Annotated in this window: 15 protein-coding genes; 5 read left to right on the top strand and 10 right to left on the bottom strand. The window is 69.9% G+C overall.

Going from position 1 to position 17,263, the window contains the following annotated elements; genetic code table 11:
• Window positions 1–115: 115 nt before the first annotated feature.
• The 6 genes from ACFZDC_RS05605 to ACFZDC_RS05580 form a co-directional block, all read right to left on the bottom strand.
• Window positions 116–1,222, bottom strand: a complete 1,107-nt coding sequence (locus ACFZDC_RS05605; RefSeq protein ID WP_391320395.1) for a substrate-binding domain-containing protein — start codon at window positions 1,220–1,222, stop codon at window positions 116–118.
• Window positions 1,223–1,647: 425 nt separating this feature from the next.
• On the bottom strand, window positions 1,648–2,106 hold the full coding sequence (locus ACFZDC_RS05600) for a heat shock protein transcriptional repressor HspR (RefSeq protein ID WP_391320393.1): 459 nt from the start codon (window positions 2,104–2,106) through the stop codon (window positions 1,648–1,650).
• A 7-nt stretch (window positions 2,107–2,113) separates the two neighbouring features.
• A complete protein-coding gene (dnaJ, locus tag ACFZDC_RS05595; RefSeq protein WP_391320391.1) occupies window positions 2,114–3,280 on the bottom strand; it encodes a molecular chaperone DnaJ in 1,167 nt (388 codons plus the stop codon).
• 36 nt (window positions 3,281–3,316) lie between these two features.
• Complete coding sequence (grpE, locus tag ACFZDC_RS05590; RefSeq protein ID WP_391320389.1) at window positions 3,317–3,970, bottom strand: nucleotide exchange factor GrpE; 654 nt, start codon at window positions 3,968–3,970, stop codon at window positions 3,317–3,319.
• Window positions 3,967–5,802 (bottom strand): molecular chaperone DnaK, encoded by a 1,836-nt coding sequence (gene dnaK, locus ACFZDC_RS05585; protein WP_391320387.1) that lies wholly within the window; start codon window positions 5,800–5,802, stop codon window positions 3,967–3,969. The genes grpE and dnaK overlap by 4 nt, the downstream gene beginning before the upstream one ends.
• 94 nt (window positions 5,803–5,896) lie before the next feature.
• Window positions 5,897–6,916 carry an MraY family glycosyltransferase gene (locus ACFZDC_RS05580; protein WP_391320386.1) on the bottom strand — a complete coding sequence of 340 codons (1,020 nt, stop codon included), beginning with the start codon at window positions 6,914–6,916 and terminating at the stop codon, window positions 5,897–5,899.
• A 194-nt stretch (window positions 6,917–7,110) separates the two neighbouring features.
• On the opposite strand from ACFZDC_RS05580, the gene ACFZDC_RS05575 reads away from it, so the two are divergent.
• On the top strand, window positions 7,111–9,393 hold the full coding sequence (locus tag ACFZDC_RS05575) for a heterodisulfide reductase-related iron-sulfur binding cluster (protein WP_391320384.1): 2,283 nt from the start codon (window positions 7,111–7,113) through the stop codon (window positions 9,391–9,393).
• A 765-nt stretch (window positions 9,394–10,158) separates the two neighbouring features.
• Here ACFZDC_RS05575 and ACFZDC_RS05570 read toward each other — a convergent pair.
• Window positions 10,159–10,437 carry a hypothetical protein gene (locus tag ACFZDC_RS05570; protein WP_391320382.1) on the bottom strand — a complete coding sequence of 93 codons (279 nt, stop codon included), beginning with the start codon at window positions 10,435–10,437 and terminating at the stop codon, window positions 10,159–10,161.
• Complete coding sequence (locus ACFZDC_RS05565; protein WP_391320380.1) at window positions 10,434–10,733, bottom strand: hypothetical protein; 300 nt, start codon at window positions 10,731–10,733, stop codon at window positions 10,434–10,436. Before ACFZDC_RS05565 ends, ACFZDC_RS05570 begins: the two co-directional genes overlap by 4 nt.
• Window positions 10,734–10,894: 161 nt before the next feature.
• Here ACFZDC_RS05565 and ACFZDC_RS05560 point away from each other — a divergent pair, with 161 nt between their 5' ends.
• On the top strand, window positions 10,895–11,149 hold the full coding sequence (locus ACFZDC_RS05560) for a GntR family transcriptional regulator (RefSeq protein ID WP_391320378.1): 255 nt from the start codon (window positions 10,895–10,897) through the stop codon (window positions 11,147–11,149).
• Between the two features lie 40 nt (window positions 11,150–11,189).
• On the opposite strand, the gene ACFZDC_RS05555 is transcribed toward ACFZDC_RS05560, so the two are convergent.
• Entirely contained in the window at window positions 11,190–11,516 is a 327-nt protein-coding gene (locus ACFZDC_RS05555) for an antibiotic biosynthesis monooxygenase (protein WP_391320376.1), read from the bottom strand.
• Between the two features lie 555 nt (window positions 11,517–12,071).
• Complete coding sequence (locus tag ACFZDC_RS05550; RefSeq protein ID WP_391320374.1) at window positions 12,072–12,806, bottom strand: dienelactone hydrolase family protein; 735 nt, start codon at window positions 12,804–12,806, stop codon at window positions 12,072–12,074.
• Window positions 12,807–13,177: 371 nt separating this feature from the next.
• On the opposite strand from ACFZDC_RS05550, the gene ACFZDC_RS05545 reads away from it, so the two are divergent.
• The 3 genes from ACFZDC_RS05545 to ACFZDC_RS05535 all read left to right on the top strand — a co-directional run bounded on the left by ACFZDC_RS05545 (window position 13,178) and on the right by ACFZDC_RS05535 (window position 16,568).
• Complete coding sequence (locus tag ACFZDC_RS05545) at window positions 13,178–14,443, top strand: FG-GAP-like repeat-containing protein (RefSeq protein ID WP_391320712.1); 1,266 nt, start codon at window positions 13,178–13,180, stop codon at window positions 14,441–14,443.
• Window positions 14,444–14,464: 21 nt separating this feature from the next.
• Complete coding sequence (locus ACFZDC_RS05540) at window positions 14,465–15,463, top strand: FG-GAP-like repeat-containing protein (RefSeq protein ID WP_391320372.1); 999 nt, start codon at window positions 14,465–14,467, stop codon at window positions 15,461–15,463.
• An 82-nt stretch (window positions 15,464–15,545) separates the two neighbouring features.
• A complete protein-coding gene (locus ACFZDC_RS05535) occupies window positions 15,546–16,568 on the top strand; it encodes a YIP1 family protein (protein ID WP_391320370.1) in 1,023 nt (340 codons plus the stop codon).
• Window positions 16,569–17,263: the final 695 nt, after the last annotated feature.

Below are 17,263 nucleotides of genomic sequence, written 5' to 3'. Positions count from 1 at the left end.
GTGACCGCCGCGTCACGTGCCCCTCCGGCGCCCCTCGTGAAGGGTTGCCACGAACGTCACCCGACAGGTGGACGCCAGGGTGGTCACGCCTACGGTGCGGCGCTCGGCCGGCGGGCTACTTCAGGCCGGCCGCCGCGCAGGCCGCCCTGTACTTGGCGGTGCAGATGTCGTCGACCGTGTAGATGCCGTCCGCGACGACCGTTTCCTTGATCTTGCTCTTGGTCAGGGCGCTCACCTGGACCAGCTTGGACGGGATGGCCTTGGTGGTGGGGCTGTCGACCCGGTCCTGGGTGAGGGCGTCGAACTGGATGTCCTTGCCCTGCACCTTGGTGACGGCCATCTGCGCGGCCGCCTCGGCCTCGTCCGGGTAGGACTTGTAGACGCTCATGTACTGCTCGCCGACGAGGATCCGCTGGACCGCGTCCAGTTCGGCGTCCTGGCCGGTGATCGGGGGCAGGCTGGTGGCACCGGCCGCCTTCAGGGCCTTGATGACGCCGCCCGCCATGCCGTCGTTGGCGGCGTAGACCCCGGCGATGTTGCTCTTGCCGATCTTGCTGATCGCCTCGGTCATTTCGGCCGCGGCGTTCTCCGGCTTCCAGTCCTTGGTGTCGAAGGTGTCCGCGATCGTCACCTTGCCGTTCAGCTCGGAGAGCGCGCCCTGCTTGAACTGCTTGGCGTTCGGGTCGGTGGGCGAGCCGTTCACCATGACGACCTTGTCGGAGGTGTTGACGCCCGAGCCCAGCGCCTCCAGCAGCGTACGGGCCTGCACCTCGCCGACCAGTTCGTTGTCGAAGGAGATGTACGCGTCGATCGGGCCCTCGGCCAGCCGGTCGTAGGCGATGACCGGAATGCCCGCGTCCTTGGCCTTCTGCACCTGGCCGGCGATGGCGTGCGAGTCGACCGCGTCCAGCAGGATGATGTCGACCTTGTCGTCGATCATCTGCTGCATCTGGCCCGCCTGACGTGCGGAGTCCGCGTCGGCGTTGGCGTACTGGACCCTGCCCTTCTTGTGGGTCAGCGCGGTGACCTGGTCCCTGATGATGGGGTAGTCGAACTTGTCGTAGCGGGTGTTCGCCTTCTCCGGCAGCAGCAGCCCGACGGTGACGTCGTCGCCCTTCGTCGGGCTCGCGCTGGCGCCGTCCCCCGTCGCGTTCAGCACGCCGCAGCCGGCGAGCGAAAGGGTCATCGTGGACACGGCCACGGACATGGCGATACGACGCATTCGAGGGCTCACTTCAGTGCGTTCCGGACGTGGGTGCGGCTTTACCACCCAGGTGTCTGAAAAGACAACGCGGAGCCGACACCCGGCGTCAAGCAGAACTACTTAACGAGTGCGCAACAGCACGCTCCGCTGCACCTGTGAAGAAGGAGCGGAACCCCCTCCAAAGACTCTTTACGGACCCTCCACCCAAAGGGAGTTCACGGCTCGGCAAAGATCCGTACAACCGATTGCAATCCCGGCGAGTCGTGATCACCGGCGGTCGTGCGCCGCTTCTCCGACTCGACCAGAGGACCGAACGAACCCAGCCACCCGCGCGGCGGCCACGCCCGCCGCCGGACCACTTCGGCGTCCGGCTGAGCGGGACGGGAAAGGGGCCCGGAGGTTCGTTCCGAACCTCCGGGCCCCTTTCCCGTGCGCCTTGCGCCTCAGTCCGAGGGCTGCTGCCGCTTCGGCCGCCACACCACCAACGCGCTGGTCTGCTGGACCTCCTGGTACGGGACCAGGTCGCGGCGGTAGGAGGCATGGACGGCCGCCTCGCGCTGCCGCATCGCGGCCGCCGTGCCGTCCAGGGCCGCCTGAAGCTCCGCCACACGGGACTGGAGAGCCGCGACCTGGTTCTCCAGTTCGATGATGCGCTTGATACCGGCCAGATTGATGCCCTCGTCCTGCGACAACTGCTGCACCTGACGGAGCAGTTCGATGTCGCGGGCCGAGTAACGGCGGCCCCGCCCTGCCGTGCGGTCGGGGGAGACCAGCCCCAGGCGGTCGTACTGGCGCAGCGTCTGCGGGTGGAGTCCGGAGAGCTGGGCCGCCACCGAGATGACGTAGACCGGGGTCTCCTCGGTCAGTTCGTACGGGTTACGCCGACGGCCGGTTGTGTCCATGGGGCCCTCAATCTCCCTTCGCGGCCTCGAACAGCTCCGCCCGCGGGTCCTCCCCCGCGGTCGCCTCGCGGTACGCCTGCAGCGCGTCACGAGCCTTCCCCGACAGATCCTTGGGGACACTCACCTCAACGGTGATCAGCAGATCGCCGCGGGTGCCGTCCTTGCGCACCGCGCCCTTGCCCCGCGCCCGCATGGTGCGGCCGTTGGGGGTACCGGGCGGCAGCTTCAGGGTGACGGCAGGGCCGCCGAGGGTCGGGACCCGGACCTCGCCGCCGAGGGCCGCCTCGGCGAACGTCACCGGCACGGCGACGGTGAGGTTGTCTCCCTTGCGCCCGAAGACGGGGTGCTCGCCGACGTGCACGACCACGTACAGGTCGCCCGCCGGTCCGCCCCGCTCGCCGGGGGCGCCCTTGCCGCGCAGCCGGATCCGCTGCCCGTCGGTGACCCCGGCCGGGATGCGGACCTGCATGGTGCGGGACGACTTGGCGCGGCCACTGCCCTTGCACTCCAGGCAGGGGTGCTCGGCGATCAGGCCGCGGCCCTTGCAGTCGGGGCACGGGTCGGTGAGCGAGAAGCCGCCGCCCGAGCCCCGGGCGACCTGCCCGGTGCCGACACAGGTCGGGCACACGCGCGGTGTGCCGTTCTTGTCGCCGGTGCCGGAGCAGGCCTTGCAGGGTGCCTGGGAGGACATCCTCAGGGGCACCGTGGCGCCCTCGATGGCCTCCGTGAAGCTCAGCGTGACCTCGGACTCGATGTCCTGGCCGCGCCGGGGCTGGGTACGGGTGCCCGTGGCCCCGCCCCGGTTGAACAGGCCCCCGAAGACGTCGCCGAGTCCGCCGCCGAAGCCGCCCCCGCTCTGGGCGTTGCCTCCGAAGAGGTCGCCCAGGTCGAAGTTGAAGGAGCCGCCGGCGCCCGGCCCGGGGCGGAAGCCGCCGTTGCCGAACAGGGCGCGTGCCTCGTCGTACTCCTTGCGCTTCTTGGGGTCGCCGAGTATGTCGTTGGCCTCGGAGATCTCCTTGAAGCGCTCCTCGGCCTTGACGTTGCCCTTGTTGGCGTCCGGGTGGAACTCGCGGGCGAGCTTCCGGTACGCCTTCTTGATCTCGGCTTCGGTGGCGTCCTTGGGGACGCCGAGGACCTTGTAGTAGTCCTTCTCGATGAAGTCCTTGGTGCTCATCCCCGACGTCCCTCCTTCCTGTCTTCAGTGATTACGTCAGCCCTCCTCCGGGCCACCGTTCTCCTTGTCGTCGGCCGCCGCGCTCTCCTCGGCTTCCTCGGCCTTGACGGTCTGCGCGCCGGGCTGCGGCTCGGCGACGGCCACCCGCGCGGGGCGGATGGTGCGCTCGCCGATGCGATACCCGGGCTGCAGGATGGCCACGCACGTGGTCTCGGTGACGTCCGGTGCGTAGCTGTGCATCAGGGCCTCGTGGATCGTCGGGTCGAAGGGCTCGCCCTCCTTGCCGAACTGCTGCAGGCCCAACTTGGCCGCGACGGTCTCCAGCGACTCGGCCACCGACTTGAAGCCGCCGACCAGTTCGCCGTGTTCCCGCGCGCGGCCGATGTCGTCGAGCACGGGCAGGAGCTCGGTCAGGAGGTTCGCGATGGCGATCTCCCGGACCGCGACCCGGTCGCGGTCGACTCGGCGGCGGTAGTTCTGGTACTCGGCCTGGAGCCGCTGGAGGTCCAGCGTGCGCTCGTTCAGCGCCGTGCGCACCTGGTCCAGCTGGGCCACCAGGCCCGCGTCTGCACTTACGTCCCCGGCCGGGGCCGCTCCCTCCTCGGGAGCGGCCTTCGACTCGGCGTCGTCGGGGGTCGCGCCGGAGGGGACGTCGGGCTTCTCCTCGAAGCCCGGGGTCTCCTCCGTCACGCGGCACCGTCCTTGCGCTCGTCGTCCACGATCTCGGCGTCGACGACATCGTCATCGGCCTTGGGAGCCTCGTCACCACCGGCCGCCGCCTGGGCCCCCTGGGCGTCGGCGTACATGGCCTGGCCGAGCTTCTGCGAGACGGCCGCGACCTTCTCCGTGGCGGAGCGGATCTCGGCGGTGTCCTCGCCCTTGAGGGCGTCCTTCAGCTCGCCGACCGCGGCCTCGACCTCGGTCTTGATCTCGCCCGGGACCTTGTCCTCGTTGTCCTTGAGGAACTTCTCGGTCTGGTAGACCAGCTGCTCGCCCTGGTTGCGGGTCTCGGCGGCCTCGCGGCGGGCGTGGTCCTCCTCCGCGTACTTCTCGGCCTCCTGGCGCATGCGGTCGACCTCGTCCTTCGGCAGCGAGGAGCCGCCGGTGACGGTCATCTTCTGCTCCTTGCCCGTGCCCAGGTCCTTGGCGGTCACGTGCATGATGCCGTTGGCGTCGATGTCGAAGGCGACCTCGATCTGCGGGACGCCACGCGGCGCCGGCGGCAGACCGGTCAGCTCGAACATGCCGAGCTTCTTGTTGTACGCCGCGATCTCGCGCTCACCCTGGTAGACCTGGATCTGCACGGACGGCTGGTTGTCCTCGGCCGTCGTGAAGATCTCGGACCGCTTGGTCGGGATCGTGGTGTTGCGCTCGATCAGCTTGGTCATGATGCCGCCCTTGGTCTCGATGCCGAGGGACAGCGGGGTCACGTCGAGGAGCAGGACGTCCTTGACCTCACCCTTGAGGACACCGGCCTGGAGGGCGGCGCCGATGGCGACGACCTCGTCCGGGTTCACACCCTTGTTGGCCTCGTTGCCACCGGTCAGCTCCTTGACGAGCTCGGCGACGGCGGGCATACGGGTGGAGCCACCGACGAGGACGACGTGGTCGATCTCGTTGATGGAGATGCCGGCGTCCTTGATGACGTTGTGGAACGGCGTCTTGCAGCGCTCCAGCAGGTCGGCCGTCAGCTGCTGGAACTGAGCCCGGGTGAGCTTCTCGTCCAGGTGCAGCGGGCCCTCGGCGGACGCGGTGATGTAGGGCAGGTTGATCGAGGTCTCGGTGGAGGAGGACAGCTCGATCTTGGCCTTCTCGGCGGCCTCGCGGAGGCGCTGCAGGGCCATCTTGTCCTTGGCGAGGTCCACGCCGTGACCGGACTTGAACTGCTGCACCAGGTAGTCGACGACGCGCTGGTCCCAGTCGTCACCACCGAGGTGGTTGTCACCGTTGGTGGCCTTCACCTCGACGACGCCGTCGCCGATCTCCAGCAGCGAGACGTCGAAGGTGCCGCCACCGAGGTCGAAGACGAGGATCGTCTGGTCGTCCTTGTCGAGGCCGTAGGCCAGCGCGGCCGCGGTCGGCTCGTTGACGATGCGCAGGACGTTCAGACCGGCGATCTCGCCGGCCTCCTTCGTCGCCTGGCGCTCGGAGTCGTTGAAGTAGGCCGGGACGGTGATGACCGCGTCCGTGACCTTCTCGCCCAGGTAGGACTCGGCGTCGCGCTTCAGCTTCTGCAGGATGAACGCGGAGATCTGCTGCGGGTTGAAGTCCTTCCCGTCCAGCTGGATCTTCCAGTCCGTGCCCATGTGGCGCTTCACGGAGCGGATGGTCCGGTCCACGTTGGTGACCGCCTGACGCTTGGCCACCTCGCCGACGAGCACCTCACCGTTCTTGGCAAAGGCGACGACGGACGGCGTGGTCCTGGCGCCCTCGGCGTTGGTGATGACGGTGGGCTCGCCGCCCTCCAGAACGCTGACGACGGAGTTAGTCGTGCCCAGGTCGATGCCGACCGCACGTGCCATGGTTGATTCCTCCAGCTGACTTGAGTGGAACAGGCTCAAGTGTGCATGAGGAGATGCGACGGGTCAACAGACATGAGTCAGCCGGACTCAAGTCTTATCCGTTCCTTACACGCAACTGGCCCGTGACCAGCGTTGATGCCTCACCTCGGGGCGACTGGACGGGAATGCGAAGGAGTACGAGAACGGCGAGGAGCGCCCCGCCGGCCACCCACAGCACGGCCCCCTCACCGGTCCACCCGGTGTGCACGAGCACCCCCACGAGGACCGCGGAGAAGGAACCGGCACCCAGCAGCACGACCGACCCCTGCGGAGTGAGCCCGAGCCGCCGCAGCCGGTGCGCGAGATGGTCCGGGCCCCGCCGCAACAGCGGCCGGCGAGCCACCCCGCGCGCGAGGACCACGAGCAGACAGTCGGCGGCGGCCACGGCACCGAGGCAGAACAGCACGCCCGCGCTCGGCCCGAGTTCGTAACCCGCGCGCGTGAAGACGGCGGCGGAGGAGAGCAGGAACCCCGTGAACAGGGACCCGCAGGCCCCCATCCCGACCCGCGCCGGATACCAGTTGTGCATCAGGAAGCCGGTGAGGGCGGCGGCGAACACACTGAGCAGCACGGCGAGCCCGTCCATCACCTCGACGGCGGCACAGACCCCCGCGCCGAAGGCGGTGACCACCCCGACCGTTCCCGCCAGTCCGTCGGCATGGTCGAGGGCCCTGAAGGCGAGGGAAGCGAAGACGATCCACCCCAGGGCAAGGATCCCGCCCCCGACGCCCGTCTCGTCGTACGGCACCACGCAGGCAGCCGCCACCGCCGTACCGGCGACCAGCACCCGCGGCCGAAGTCGCCACACGTCGGCGACCAGCCCCAGCCCGGCGACCCCGGCACCCGCCACGAGCAGTCCCCCGACCCCGTCCCCCAGGGGGGCGACCCGCGTCCACTCCCCCACCCAGGCGACCAGACAGGTGATGACCACGACGGCCGCCCCTCCGAGCACCGGCAGGGGTCGCTGCCGCCGCCGGTCGACGATGCCCGCGCGCAGGGCGGGCCCCCGGAACAGCGCCGCGAGCACGGCGGTGAGAAGGAGGGCGGCGGAGGCTGCGGCGATCCCGTATAGCACCGCTCCACGTTAGGCGCAAATGTAGCAATTCGGTAGGAATAACACGATCCGATTGCCGGTCCGCCTCAGGCTCCCTCAGCGACCCAGATCACCTCGCGCCTGGCTACAGTGCGAGGAGGGATGCGGGTAGTCTCAGACGGAACTGCATAAGTTACCGCTTAGTAATCTCCCTCGCAGGCCCGAGGAGCCCCGAAATGCAACTCGCCGCGATCATCGTGTCGCTGGTTCTGATCGTGGTCGGCGTGGCCCTGTTCGCCCGCGCCCTCCTGCAGATCTACAACTTCATGCGGCTCGGCCAGAGCGTGCCCGCGGGCACGCGCACCGACGAGCCGGTGCAGCGCACCCTCACCGTGGTCAGGGAGTTCCTCGGCCACACCCGGATGAACCGCTGGGGCATCGTCGGTGTCGCGCACTGGTTCGTGGCGGTGGGCTTCTTCTCGCTGCTGCTGACGATCGTCAACGCCATCGGCCAGCTGTTCCAGGCCGACTGGATCCTGCCGGTCATCGGCGACTGGGCACCGTACAACGTCTTCGTCGAGTTCATCGGCACGATGACCGTGCTCGGCATCGCGGTCCTCATCGTGATCCGCCAGCTGAGCAAGCCGAACAAGCCCGGCCGCAAGTCCCGCTTCGCCGGCTCCAACTTCGGCCAGGCCTACTTCGTCGAGGCCGTCATCCTCATCGTCGGCGTCTGCATCTTCATGCTGCACGCGCTGGAGGGCGCCCAGCACCACGTGGACGGCTACGAGGCCTCGTTCTTCATCTCGTACCCGGTGGTGTCGTGGCTGGAGGGCCTGGACGTCTCCACGCTCCAGAACCTCACCTACTTCTTCGCCGGCCTGAAGATCGCCACGTCCTTCATCTGGATGATCACGGTCGCCCTGAAGACCGACATGGGCGTCGCCTGGCACCGCTTCCTGGCCTTCCCGAACATCTGGTTCAAGCGGAACGCCAAGGGCGAGACCTCACTGGGCGCGCTGCTGCCGATGACGTCGGGCGGCAAGCCGATCGACTTCACCGACCCCGGTGACGACGACGTCTTCGGCGTCTCCCAGGTCGAGCAGTTCTCCTGGAAGGGCCTGCTGGACTTCTCCACCTGCACCGAGTGCGGCCGCTGCCAGTCGCAGTGCCCGGCCTGGAACACCGGCAAGCCGCTCTCCCCGAAGCTGCTGATCATGTCCCTGCGGGACCACGCCCACGCCAAGGCCCCGTACCTGCTGGCCGGCGGCGGCAAGACGATGGAGGGCGAGGAGAAGGCCTCCGAGGAGCAGCTGGCCTCGGTGCCTGCCGCGGCTCTCGCGGAGGCCGAGCGGCCGCTGATCGGCACCGCCGAGGAGAACGGCGTCATCGACCCGGACGTGCTGTGGTCCTGCACCACCTGCGGCGCCTGCGTCGAGCAGTGCCCGGTGGACATCGAGCACGTCGACCACATCGTCGACATGCGCCGCTACCAGGTGATGATCGAGTCCGCGTTCCCGTCCGAGGCGGGCACGATGCTCAAGAACCTGGAGAAGAAGGGCAACCCCTGGGGCCTGGCCAAGAAGCAGCGCCTGGAGTGGACCAAGGAGGTCGACTTCGAGGTCCCGGTCGTCGGCCAGGACATCGAGGACCTCACCGACGTCGAGTACCTGTACTGGGTCGGCTGCGCCGGCGCCCTGGAGGACCGCGCCAAGAAGACCACCAAGGCCTTCGCCGAGCTGCTCCACATCGCGGGCGTGAAGTTCGCGATCATGGGCGGCGACGAGAAGTGCACCGGTGACTCCGCCCGCCGCCTGGGCAACGAGCCCCTGTTCCAGGAGCTCGGCATGGAGAACGTCATGGCCCTGAACATGGCGTTCGGCGAGGAACTGGACGACGACGGCAAGGTCGTCCCCGAGTCGGCGAAGCCCAGGTCGGCCAAGAAGATCGTCGCCACCTGCCCGCACTGCCTGAACACGATCGGCAACGAGTACCCGCAGCTCGGCGGCGACTACGAGGTCATCCACCACACCCAGCTGCTGCAGCACCTGGTGGACGAGGGCAAGCTGATCCCGGTCACCCCCGTCGAGGGCATCATCACCTACCACGACCCGTGCTACCTGGGCCGCCACAACAAGATCTACACGCCTCCGCGCGAGATCATCGGCAAGGTCCCGGGCCTGCGCAACGAGGAGATGCACCGCCACAAGGAGCGCGGCTTCTGCTGCGGCGCCGGTGGCGCGCGGATGTGGATGGAAGAGCGGATCGGCAAGCGCATCAACAACGAGCGCGTCGATGAGGCACTGTCGCTGAACCCCGACATCGTGTCGACGGCCTGCCCGTTCTGCCTCGTCATGCTGACCGACTCGGTCAACGGCAAGAAGAACGACGGCAAGGCCAAGGAGTCCATCCAGGTCGTCGACGTCGCCCAGCTGCTCCTCGACTCCGTCAGGACGCCGGTCGACCCGGCGGGCGAGACGGAGACCGAGAGCGAGCCGGAGCCGGAGCCGGTGAAGTAACGGCCCCGAAAAGCCGACGGCGCCCCCTGACCCGCACAGGCAGGGGGCGTTGTCGTGTACGGGGGCCGAGGGCCCTTCGGGCCGACTGCTGGTCCGCGGCCCGGAAGAACAGTGACCCAACCCGGTGTCGGCCCTCCGGTGACCTGAGCAGCCGCCTCGGCGAGGGAGGCGCACCGGCACCTCGCCTGCACGCCGGGACGGCTTGGCGGCCGACAGTCGGCGGCTACGCGCTCCCGGGTCGCACACGCACGCCCGGTGCGCTCGGCGGCTCCCCCGGCCGACACAGAGGCCTCACTGCCCCAGCCCCGGCAGTGATGGGCAGATCTGTGCCACGGCCCAACGAGGCCGCTTTGCACAGTGCGAAGTCAGGCGGGCGGCCGCCTCGGCAGCGTGGCCCAAACCTGCCCATCACCCCCTGCACCCCACTCGACCCCATCCCATCTCTCATCCCACCCACCCGCTCAGCCGCCAAGCCGTCCCGGTGTGCACGCGAGGCGCGAGTGCGCACCCCAGCGGCGTCACGGACGAAGCGCGCCCAAGGGACCGGTACCGAGGTCCCCCCTTTCCCCGGCTGCCCGCTCGCTTCTCCCCCGTGGTGGAGTGAGACGTGTGCAGGGTGGCCCGGAGGGCCACCGGCGTCAGCCGACGCGGGAGTGCAGCACAGCGGAACGGAACGCGCCCTTGACTCGCCTCGCGGAGGCACGACACCGGCCGAGAAGCGGGCGGCCCCACGGCCACTGAACAGCTCGGCTCAGTGCACCCGCCTCAGTCCACCCGGTCCAACCGCCGACCCCGGCTCGCCGCGACACGGAGGGCGTCGTCGAGGGCCTGGGTCAAGCACTCGGCGAGCAAGCGGAGTTCACCGGGTGGCGTATCCGGCAGGATCTCCCGGGCGTGGGCGAGGAGTTGGTCGCCCATACCGAGCTGGACGGATTCCGTGGCGTCGGCCAGCCGGGACAGCGGCCCGCCGCGGTCGTCGGTGATCAGGTAGCAGGGCTTGCCTCCGGAACCGGTCCAGGGCAGCAGACGCGGCGGGTACGTCATGCGGCCTCCAGCCAGTGGCTCCCGTACGGGCCGGGCACGTCCTGCCCCTGCGCCGTCGGCGCCAACTCACGGCGCCGCTGCCGCTGTTCATGAGCGGTCGCGTAGGGCCGTACGGCCCTGTGGGCGACGGCGTCGAGAGGCGTGTCGATTCCATACGGGCTGCGGTGGCGCGGGAGAGACAGGGGCCGCGTCGGCCGAGGGCCGACGACGGGCTCGGTGTACGGCAGGCGTTTCTCTCCGGGCGGGAAGAGCAGGAGGCTCAGTCGTGCGGCAAGGCGGCGGATAAGGTCGGTCACGTCATCAGCTCCGTTGGGTTCCGCTGGTGGCCATGCCCCCGGACGGCTCGACCCGTCGCGGGGGTCCTTCGTCCCGCCACTGTAGCGATAGTGAACCATGGTGTACTAGGGCCTATCACGGATCGCACTGGTGTACCCAGTACGGGCATGGTGGTGTGGTGATGCAGTTCGCACCAGATATTCCACGCTGGCGACAGGTCGCCGAGGTCATCCGTGGGCGGATCGAGGACGGGACGTACCCACCGCGCACTCGGGTGCCGTCCGTCATGCAGATCATCGCGGAGTTCGGAATCGCTACAGCGACGGCCCAGAAGGTCCTTCAGAACCTGCGCAAGGAGGGGCTCATCTACACCGAACCCGGCCTCGGCTCCTTCGTGGCCAAGCGCCCCGCCGAGGAACCCGAACAGCCCGCATAGGGCCACTCGGCGACGGGGCGCCGCACTCACAGCCCTGTCACTAGGCCCCCTTCGGCCCCGCCTGCTGCACCACCTCGAAGGACCACAGGGTGGACCCGGAGGCGGCGGGCCCGGGACGCTCCCCGCTCTCTCCGGTGCCCTGGTGGGCGGACTTCATCGGCCCCTCCATCCAGGCCTGGAAGGCCTCATCGTCACGCCAGCGCGTGTAGACGAGGTAGGTGTCGGTGCCCTCGACGGGACGCAGCAGCTCGAACCACTCGAAGCCGTCGGAGTTCTCCACGGTGTGGGCCCGCGAGGCGAACCGCTTCTCCAGCACCTCCCGCTGCTCGGCCGACACGGTCAGTACATTGATCTTGACTACGCTCATGACCCCATCCTGCCCGGTGCTCCACCCGAGTCCGTCGAGCGACTCCGATCGCCGGAGAACACGCGCGCGGCGGGGCCACCTCGGCGGGCCCCTGCCCCAGCCGTCGTGACGGATCCCGCGCTGTGACCTTCAGCTCGCGCTCAACGGCCCGTAACAGCTGGTCCTGCACTGCCGGCTGGTCCTCCAGCGGCCGGCGCCGGGCCGACAGGGCGTCCAGCACCCCGACCACCTGGGACCGCCACCCGGTCACCACCGTGTAGCGCCCGCCGCAGACGGCAGCCGCCCCTTCGGCAGCCGCGAATTTCACCGCGTTGTCCTCCCCGATCAGACGACGCGGACGCACGTCCAACAGCCACCGGCCGCCGTCCGGCCAGATCGTCAGAAAGTCAGGCGTATGCGCAACACGTCCCCCGCTGTGCTCGAAGTCCAGCCGGAACGGCTGCGACAGCACCTGCGCCACCTGCAAGGCGGGCCACGGCCATGGAAACATCGGTGTGGCCCGCCATGCCGTCTGCTGGTCGCGGCCGTTTCAGGCTTGGTTTCCGGGCTGGAGCCTCAGCTGTTGACCAGGGTGCGGTCCAGAAGGGGGAGCAGGCGATCCCAGTGGCGCTTCAGCCCGGGAGCGCTAAAAGCGTCGGTGTCGGACATGGTGAAGCCGTGGACGGTGCCGGGGTAGATCTCGGAGGTATAACCGACACCTGCCGCATCCAGGGCCTGGTTGAGCTCGCCGAGGGCCTCAGGTGTCATGTCGCCTTCGGCGTGGCCGAGGTGGACCTGGGCGGTGAGCTTGGAGAAGAGATTGGCCCCATCGACGCCCACGGGGCCGTGGAACGCGACGACGGCTGCCACCTGGTCGGGGTGGGCCGCGGCGGTGCGCATCGCGTAGAGGCCGCCTATGCAGTAGCCGGTCACCGCGACCGCCCCGGCGCCGACCTCGGGCTGACTGGTGAGGAACCTGAGGTAGGCGTCGGCGTCGCTCAGGACACGTTCGGCGGTGTGCGCCTCGATCAAGGGCATCAGCTGGGCGAAGACCGCGGGCCGGACCTCTTCTCCGATGTACTCGGGAAGCTCGACCAGCGGTGCCGGGCCGTGCCGGTAGAAGGAGTTGGGGACGAGCACGTAGTAGCCGTGCCCGGCCAGTTCGCGGGCCATCTCCCGCAGCACGGGCCGGATGCCGAAGCCGTCCGCGTACATCAGCACCCCTGGGTGCCGCTCACCGTGGTCGGGGAAGGCAGCGAACGCGTCGGCCTGGCCGTCCGCGGTAGGAATCCGCAGAGACTCGATGGGCATGAATCCTCCTGTCGTGGTTGATGTGCAGAGCCTGTGATCAACACGACGGAGGCGGGGCCCGCGCAGCAGCGCAAGAGCCTCGATCCAACAGCGGGCCCGAACCGGCCCGTACGGAGCTCAGAAGAGCACCGGGTCACCGATCCGTGTGTGGCGCAAGGCCGTCCCGGTATTCATAGCCGCACAGCGTAGCCCACCGGATAGATGAGCCGATGGCCGCCGTCGTGGCCAAGTAGCACCGCGAGTGGCCAACTATCGCGCTGCGAGTCACACGCACCCCCCGCCCTTACCCCGCCACTCGAACACGTGCATCATTGCGAGGTTGTTGTGCGGGAGAGCCGAAGAGGTGAGCGGTGCGCGTGCGAAGAAGCGGGATGTGGACGGCGGCCCTCTGCGGCACCCTTCTGCTCGCGGCCTGCGACCCCACCGCCCCCGGTGCCGCCGGCGCCGGCCCCACCCGTATCGCCGACGCCCCCGCCCGCCTGCCCGTCCCGCACGGCAAGGGCAGCAGGACCCCGGAGGACTTCAACGGCGACGGTCACCGCGACCTGGTCCTCAACGACCTGGTCAAGGAAGAGAGCCACGCCGACGACGCCGGCATCGGCATCGTCTACGGCGGCCCCCACGGACTCACCCCCGGCGCCCGGCAGTTGCTCAGCCCGAATAAGCAGGCCGCCCCCACCAAGGGCCGAATCCCGGCCGTCTTCGACGCGGAGGAGAGCTGCGACCTGAACGGCGACGGCTTCACCGACCTCGTCGTCTCGACGGACCCTCCCTACGACGGCCGGGGACGGCCCCCGGTGCCGTTGCAGATCCTCTTCGGTTCCCCGGCCGGGCTGACCGGCCGTGCCGTCAAGCTCGCCGTCCCCACCCGCGCCCGGTTCGGCAACGACTGGCCGGACCAGCCGGTGTGCGGCGACTACGACGGGGACGGCAAGGAGGACCTGGTGCTGCACGCGTCCACGGGCAAACTGTCCTACCTTCGCGGCCCGTTCAGCCGAAAAGGGGCCCCGCACGCGGCCGGCGCGCCCCTGCCCTCCCCCGGTGAGGTGCCCGTCGCACCGTCGGCCGACGTGAACAAGGACGGGTACGACGACCTCGTGGTCCGTGCCACCGAGGGCACCGGCAAGGCGGCGGTCGTCCTCGGCGGCCCCACCGGTCCCGCGCGCACCGGCACCCTGCTGCCCGCCGGCATCGACGTGGCCCTCGGTCGCTTCGGGCGGGGTGCGGCACTGGACGCGGCCGTCGGCGCCATGGGGGAAACGTCCCTGCGCTACGACCTCCCGGCCCCGGCCGCCCCGGCCGCCCTCGCCTCCCCCGGCTCGATGCTCGACATCGCGGACTTCGACGGCGACGGCCGCGACGAACTCGTCTCCAGCGGCTCCCGGTTGCGCGTCCTGCACGCCGGTACGGCCGGCCTGTCGGCGAAGGACGCGGTGACCCTCGTACCGCCCGCGCCCGGCACGACGCGCGTCCTCACGGCCGGTGACTTCGACGGGGACGGTCGCGCGGACCTGGTGGTGCGGACCTACCGGGGCGAGACGAAGGACACGGTCGCCGTGTACCGGGGCACGAAGCGGGGGCTGCTCCAGGCGGAACCCGCGGTGACCTTCTCCAGCTCGGAGTTCCTCGGGCCCTAGAGAACGGCCTCTCCGGCGCTGGTGGTCTCCGATCCGGCCGCCTCCGCCCATGACGCGTACGGCCGGTCCCTCGCCGTCGGCGACTTCGGCGGGGACGGCAGAGCGGACCTCACGGTGGGCAGCACGGGCAACGACGTCCGGCTCCACAAGGGAGGCTTCACCAAGGCCTCCGGGGCCGCGTCCCGCTACCGCCTCACCACGGGCCTGCAGAGCGGCTCGGACGACGGCGCCCGGTCCCTCGCCTCCGGCGACATCAACGGCGACGGCACCGACGACCTGGTCATCAGCGGCAGGTATCACCCCGACCGCACCACGCTCTTCGACGGCACGCTGGTCTACCTGGGCTCCTCTTCGGGGCTCACGCCGCAGACCGTGCTGAGGAGCGACAGCAGGCAGACGGCGGCCGTCGGCGACATCACCGGGGACGGCTACGAGGACGTGGTCACCAGCGGCTTTCCGGACGCGCACCGGGACGGCGACGGCGGTTCGATCAGCGTGTGCACCGGGGGCTCCGGCGGGGTGAGCACCACTCGCCGCCAGACCGTCGACCAGGACACGCCGGGTGTGCCCGGAGCGGCCGAGAGGGACGACAACTTCGGCTGGGCGGTCTCCCTCGACGACGTCGACGGCGACGGGTACGCCGACGCGGCCGTCTCCGCCTTCTACGAGAGCATCGGCTCCGCCACCCTGACCGGCCGCGTCACGGCTCTGCGGGGCTCGGCGTCCGGGCTTACCGGCACCGGTGCCCAGTCCTTCTCGCAGGCCACCCCCGGCGTTCCCGGCACCGCCGAGGACAACGACCGCTTCGGCTCCGCGGTCCGGCTCGCCGATCTCGACGGCGACGGCCATGCGGACCTCTCGGTCGGCGCGGACGGCGAGAACGGCGGCGACGGCGCGGCGTGGAGCCTGCGCGGATCGGCCTCCGGGGTGAGGACGGCGGGCGCGGTGAGCTTCGGCCCGTCGACCGTGGGCGTGTCGACCTCCGGCTACCCACGGCTGGGCACCGTGATGGGCCAGTGACCGGCCCGGCAGCCCCGCCCACCGGAAAACCGGGGGAATCCCCGAAGAACCCCGGGACGAACCCCTGACGGTCCCTTAGGGGATGTCACAGGTCGGCCGCAAAGCCGGGCCCGGACGCCAGGGCCCGCCACGTCACTCTCCGGGACCAGGTACGTTCGATGACGTGGCTGGATTCAGGATCGGACGCGGGGGCCGGGACAACCGCACCCCCCAGGGACAACAGGCTCCGCAGGGACCGTACGGACACGGGCCCGGGCAGGGACAGCCCGGACGGCCGTCGCACGGGCGCGGACAGGGGCAGCCCGGCGGCCCGTCGTACGGCTACCCGTCGGCGCCGCAGCCGCCCTACCCGCAGCCCGGGCAGCCGTACGGCTACCCGGGTCGGGCCGACGACGGCCCGGAGTACTTCGGCGACCCCGGCCAGCCGGGCCAGGGCGACGCGCAGGACCCGTACGCGGCCAACAATCCGGGCCACACCCAGGCGTTCTCGGTCGACGAGGCCTCCGGTTACACCCAGGGCGCGACCTACCACGCCGGCTCAGCGGCCCCGTCCGGCCCGATCGGCCCGCCCCTGCACTGGAAGGAACTCCTGCGGGGCATCGTCCTCGCTCCCGACCAGACCTTCCTGCGCATGCGGGACTACACGATGTGGGCCCCGGCCCTGATCGTCACCTTCCTCTACGGCCTGCTCGCCGTCTTCGGTTTCGACGGCGCCCGCCAGGACGCGATCAGCGCGACGCTCTCCAACGCGATCCCGATCGTCCTGGTCACCGCCGTGGCGATGGTCCTGAGCGCCTTCATCCTGGGCGTGGTCACCCACACCCTGGCCCGCCAGCTCGGCGGCGACGGCGCCTGGCAGCCCACGGTGGGCCTGTCCATGCTGATCACGTCCCTGACGGACGCCCCCCGCCTGGTCTTCGCCATGTTCTTCGGCGGTGACGCGGGCTTCGTCCAGCTGCTCGGCTGGGCCACCTGGATCGGCGCGGGCGCCCTGCTGACCCTCATGGTCTCCCGCTCCCACGACCTGCCCTGGCCCAAGGCACTGGGCGCGTCGGCGATCCAGCTGATCGCCCTGCTGTCGATCGTGAAGCTGGGCACCTTCTAGGACTCTCGGCATGGCTCCCGGTCGGGGCCGGCGTCACGGAGACCGGATCCGTGGTCTCGGCCCCGATCGTCATCACCTGGTCCCGCAGAAGCTCGCGGCTCACGGGATCGACAGTCCCGGCGGCCGCCCGAGCGGCGGGCCGGGCCCGCGGGCGCCGGCAGCATCGGGAGTTTCCTCCTGCCCCGGGTGACGGCCTTCGGGCCATCCACTCCCGGCCCTCACCCGTCCGCTCCCGCTGCGCGTCGAGCACCTGCCCCGCCCGCTTCACCACTGGAGGCAAAACGCTCCAGGCATCGTTGACCGGATGAGGGTAGTTCCAGACGACGCATAAGTGCAGGTCAGAACAGATGTCGACGTACACGACAGACGCGAGGCCGGCAGGTGCACAGCCTCGCGTCTGGGGTCAGCAGTAGATCGCTCCGGTCATCGCCACACGGGCTCGATCAAGTGCTCGCTGCGCTCGCTGCCCGACCGGTGCTCGGTCAGCGAGCGAGGGCATTGCCAATCCAGTCTCCGCACCGCAGCCCAGCCACACGCGCACGGCCCTGCCCCATGCCCCTCATGCACCCGAGTGGCCTCCAGAAGGCAGCAGCAAACAGCAGGACACCAGCACCGGGATACCGCGGTGGAAGCTCGGGAGAACACCACAGTTTGACGCTTGGGGCGTCTGCTTTCCCGGCCTCCTGAACAGCGAT

The sequence above is a fragment of the Streptomyces sp. NPDC007905 genome (genome assembly GCF_042959345.1).
Lineage (GTDB): Bacteria > Actinomycetota > Actinomycetes > Streptomycetales > Streptomycetaceae > Streptomyces.
The sequence above is the reverse complement of the archived record's forward strand: the minus strand, read 5'-3'. Positions and strand labels throughout refer to the sequence as shown.

Bases quoted from the DNA above. Each gene is read 5' to 3' on its own strand.
- dnaJ (WP_391320391.1), bottom strand. From the start codon at position 3,280: ATGAGCACCAAGGACTTCATCGAGAAGGACTACTACAAGGTCCTCGGC.
- ACFZDC_RS05560 (WP_391320378.1), top strand. From the start codon at position 10,895: ATGCAGTTCGCACCAGATATTCCACGCTGGCGACAGGTCGCCGAGGTC.
- ACFZDC_RS05550 (WP_391320374.1), bottom strand. From the start codon at position 12,806: ATGCCCATCGAGTCTCTGCGGATTCCTACCGCGGACGGCCAGGCCGAC.
- ACFZDC_RS05555 (WP_391320376.1), bottom strand. From the start codon at position 11,516: ATGAGCGTAGTCAAGATCAATGTACTGACCGTGTCGGCCGAGCAGCGG.
- ACFZDC_RS05605 (WP_391320395.1), bottom strand. From the start codon at position 1,222: ATGCGTCGTATCGCCATGTCCGTGGCCGTGTCCACGATGACCCTTTCG.
- dnaK (WP_391320387.1), bottom strand. From the start codon at position 5,802: ATGGCACGTGCGGTCGGCATCGACCTGGGCACGACTAACTCCGTCGTC.
- ACFZDC_RS05600 (WP_391320393.1), bottom strand. From the start codon at position 2,106: ATGGACACAACCGGCCGTCGGCGTAACCCGTACGAACTGACCGAGGAG.
- ACFZDC_RS05535 (WP_391320370.1), top strand. From the start codon at position 15,546: ATGTCACAGGTCGGCCGCAAAGCCGGGCCCGGACGCCAGGGCCCGCCA.
- ACFZDC_RS05570 (WP_391320382.1), bottom strand. From the start codon at position 10,437: ATGACGTACCCGCCGCGTCTGCTGCCCTGGACCGGTTCCGGAGGCAAG.
- ACFZDC_RS05545 (WP_391320712.1), top strand. From the start codon at position 13,178: ATGTGGACGGCGGCCCTCTGCGGCACCCTTCTGCTCGCGGCCTGCGAC.
- ACFZDC_RS05575 (WP_391320384.1), top strand. From the start codon at position 7,111: ATGCAACTCGCCGCGATCATCGTGTCGCTGGTTCTGATCGTGGTCGGC.